Genomic DNA, 4,042 nt, shown 5'->3' with positions numbered 1-4,042 from the left:
TAAATAAGGATGCATCGGCAAGCTAATGACTTCTTGTGCGATTTCGTCTCCTATAGGCAGAGCAATATTGCTGGCCACCGCGGGTTGTTTATTTAGCGGGATCGGGTAATGAATGGCGGTGGGAATACCCTGTTCTTTTAATCTGCGTTGTAATTCATCACGGTTTTTAATGCGGAGAGTATATTGCGCATAGGCCGAAAGATTGTGTGGCTCAATATAGGGCGTGGTCGTGATACCGATGCCGTTCAATGCGTTATTGTAGTTTTCTGCCACCTGCTGACGTAATGCCATTTCTTCATCGAATATCTCCAGTTTGGGCAACAGGATAGCTGCTTGCAGGGTATCTAAGCGGCTATTAATTCCGATCCGGATATGGTGGTATCGTCGGTCTTGTCCATGACGGGCAATTTGACGAATAATTTTCGCCAGTTCTTCATCACGGGTGAAAATAGCGCCGCCATCGCCGTAACATCCCAACGGTTTGCTAGGGAAGAAACTGGTACATGAGATGGTCGTTAAGTTACAGGAACGTTTGCCTTTATAAGTCGCGCCAAAACTTTGGGCCGCGTCTTCTATTACGATCAGGTTATGTTTTGCTGCGATGGCATTAATTTCGTCAAAATCGGCACATTGACCAAATAAGGAAACCGGAATGATCGCTTTGGTTTTTGGGGTAATCGCCGCTTCGAGTTGCGTTGGATCTAAGTTATACGTGGTGGGCTTGATGTCAACATAAACCGGAATCCCGCCCAGTAGCGCAACGGTTTCAGCGGTGGCAATGTAGGTAAAGCCGGCGGTAATCACTTCGTCGCCGGGTTTAATGCCAATCGCCATTAAGGCAATTTGCAAGGCGTCGGTGCCATTGGCGCAGGTAATACAATATTGGGCTCCTGTGTATTCAATGAGTCTTTCTTCTAATTCGGCGACTTCGGGCCCTAAAATATATTTTCCATGTGCGAGGACTTTCTGGATATTCGCGTCAATTTTATCTTTAATTTTAAGTTGCTGTGCTGCCAGATCGGTAAATTGCATGCCTTTATCCTTGATTATTTAATTCGCACGACAATATGGTTATTGAGTTGATAAATATGCTGAGTGTGAGGACAGGTGGCGGTGGCTTGTCCGTGTAGCGGTAAATCTAATTGTTCACCAAATTCACTCATCCAGCCAATGTGTTTGGCCGGCACACCCACCATCAGGGCATAATCAGGAACATCTTTATTCACCACCGCGCCGGCACCAATAAAAGCATAAGCGCCAATGGTGGTGCCACAAACAATGGTACAGTTGGCACCTAAGGTGGCACCTTTTTTTACCCAGGTGTTTTGATATTCACTTTTTCTTTCAATCAATGAACGCGGATTATAAACATTGGTGAACACCATGCTTGGGCCACAAAATACCCCATCTTCCAGATGAACATTGTCATAAACAGAAACATTATTTTGTATTTTGCAGTGATTGCCGATAGTGACTTGATTGCCAATAAAGACATTTTGGCCCAGAGAACAGCCTTCGCCAATTTGAGCACCTGAGCAGACGTGGGTGAAATGCCAGATACGGCTGTTTTTGCCGATTTGAGCCCCTTCATCAACGATGGCACTGGGATGTATCATTATGTGTTCTGCTGACATGAGACCGGTTCCATTGATTTAATAGGTTAAAGGCAAAGAAATGGTTTTGTTATCTCTGGCTGACAGGTAGGCGGCGATAAGCAGCTCTAAGGATTTTAAGCCTTCCCGGCCATCAGTGATGGGTTGGGCTTCGCCTTTCATCACCTCAATGACATTTTTGTAATAAAGCGGATGGCCAAAGCCATAAACAGAAGTGGTTTCGTAATTGGCGGCTTTGACTTGTTGGTCATACTCTTTTTCGTCAGCGAAATGCCATTCCTGGATTTCATTGACGGCTAAACCCCCCACTCTGACCGTGCCTTTTTCCCCCAAGATGGTGATGGACCCTTCGAGATTTTGCGGATAAGTGCACATGGTGACAGCCATTGAGCCTAATGTGCCATCCCGCCAGCGGATATTGAGTACCCCGGTATCTTCTGTTTCGATATCTAAGTGGGTTGATGTCATGGCCTGAACATCTTTGACCGGGCCAATTAGCCATTCAATTAAATCAACATAGTGGCTCGCCTGATTCATGAAGGCACCGCCATCAAATTCCCAGGTGCCCCGCCAGGCGGCTTGATCGTAATAAGCCTGGGGACGGGTCCAGAAAACATTCAGGTGGACCAGGTGGATTTTGCCAAACCGTTTTTCACTGACCGCCCGTTTCAGCAATTGTAAGGTGGCATTTAAGCGGTTTTGTTTGACGACAAACAGGTGTTTTCCGGCTTTATCTGCCGCTTTGACCATGTTTTCCCCCTCAGCCAGCCGGGTTGCCATTGGCTTTTCGGTGACGACGTGAAAGCCTTTATCAAAGCAGGTCATCGCCTGTGCTGGATGAAGGCCAGAGGGAGTGGTCAGGATAATGATATCCGCGGTGATGTTATCCAACATTGTATTGAAGTCGCTGAAACCCGGGACGCCGGTTTTTTCTACTGCTGCGTTTAATGCTTCTTGATCGTTATCACAGACGGCGACTAATTCGGCTGCTTTTTGATGTATTTCCAGAGAATTGAAATGATTTTTAGCGATCCGTCCACAACCGACTAAAGCAAATCTTATCTTTCTGTCGTTGATAGTGCTCAGCATAATCTTATCCTAAGTTAAGCTTTGATAATGTTTTTGTGATTGGGAGAGTATTTACCACGAGTATCGACAACTAATTTGGCGTGATTGATAATTAATTCATAATCAAATTTGTCGTGATCGGTGGCTAAAATAACGCAGTCGAAGGTTTTGAGACTATTTTCCGTGATGGGCTGGCTGATTAAATTAAAATGATGTTCCCGCATCTTCGGAAAGACCGGGACATGCGGATCGGCATATTCAATATTGGCCCCTAATTCGCTTAATTTTTCCATAATATGTACTGAGGGGCTTTCTCGCATATCATCCACATTCTTTTTATAGGCGATGCCGAGGATTAATATGTGGCTGCCATTAATGGATTTATTCGCTTTGTTCAGGGCTAATACGGTTTTAGTGACCACATAATCGGGCATGGAGGAATTGACTTCACCGGAGAGTTCAATAAAGCGGGTATTGATACCATATTCTCGGGCTTTCCAGGTTAAATAGAAAGGATCAATGGGAATACAGTGCCCGCCTAATCCGGGGCCGGGATAATAGGGAACAAAGCCGAAAGGTTTGGTTGCCGCGGCTCTAATCACTTCGTGAATATCAATGCCCATTTTATCGGCAACCAGTTTCATTTCGTTGACTAAGCCGATATTGACCGCCCGATGGATATTCTCCAGCAGTTTTGTCATCTCTGCCGCTTTGGTTGAGCTGACGGGAACAACCTGATCAATCGCGTGTTGATAAACGGTGATCCCCGCTTTTAAGCAGTTTTCTGTGTGGCCGCCTATGACTTTAGGAATGGTGCGGGTTTCGAAATCGGGGTTACCCGGGTCTTCTCGTTCAGGTGAATAGACCAGAAAGATATCTTCACCGACGGTTAACCCGCTTTCTTCAACCCGGGGGAGTAACTCTTCTTCGGTGGTGCCCGGATAAGTTGTACTTTCTAAGGAGAGGACTTGCCCGGCCCTTAAATACGGTTTTACCCTGTCGGTGGTGTTAATCACGAAACTAATATCAGGTTCACGGTATTTATTTAACGGCGTTGGGACGCAAAGAATAATGGCATCGCATTGCGCGATGTTGGTGAAATCCGTCGTGGCTTCAAAACCGGTCTTTATCGCGTGACTGATTTTGGCGGAGGGAATATGTTCAATGTAACTTTGGCCTTGATTGAGTTTATCTGTTTTTTCTTTATCGATATCGAAACCCATCACTTTAAAACCAATATCGTTATATCTGAGCATGAGCGGTAAGCCAACATAACCCAGGCCAACAATGGCAATGGTGGCGGTTTTATTATCAAATTTCTCGGTGAGAATGTTGAGTGAGGACATATTTTGCCTTTTAAG

The 4,042-nt window shown here is 45.5% G+C and carries 4 protein-coding genes; all 4 read right to left on the bottom strand.

Annotated elements, in window-relative coordinates:
- Nucleotides 1-1,032, bottom strand: a 1,032-nt coding sequence (locus AACQ38_RS23365; protein WP_165579205.1) for a DegT/DnrJ/EryC1/StrS family aminotransferase, incomplete at its 3' end; no start/stop codon positions are given.
- Nucleotides 1,033-1,046: 14 nt separating this feature from the next.
- A complete protein-coding gene (locus AACQ38_RS23360) occupies nt 1,047-1,634 on the bottom strand; it encodes an acyltransferase (protein ID WP_011148861.1) in 588 nt (195 codons plus the stop codon).
- Nucleotides 1,635-1,652: 18 nt separating this feature from the next.
- Nucleotides 1,653-2,702, bottom strand: coding sequence for a Gfo/Idh/MocA family protein (locus AACQ38_RS23355; protein WP_165579204.1), 1,050 nt, complete (start codon nt 2,700-2,702; stop codon nt 1,653-1,655).
- A gap of 14 nt (nt 2,703-2,716) precedes the next feature.
- On the bottom strand, nt 2,717-4,027 hold the full coding sequence (locus tag AACQ38_RS23350; protein WP_165579203.1) for a nucleotide sugar dehydrogenase: 1,311 nt from the start codon (nt 4,025-4,027) through the stop codon (nt 2,717-2,719).
- Between the last annotated feature and the right edge of the window lie 15 nt (nt 4,028-4,042).

Origin of the sequence: Photorhabdus sp. RW14-46 (assembly GCF_963887965.1) — a bacterium.
In the GTDB taxonomy this organism is placed as follows: Bacteria; Pseudomonadota; Gammaproteobacteria; order Enterobacterales; family Enterobacteriaceae; genus Photorhabdus; species Photorhabdus laumondii.
This window is presented reverse-complemented; position numbering and strand designations above follow the sequence as displayed.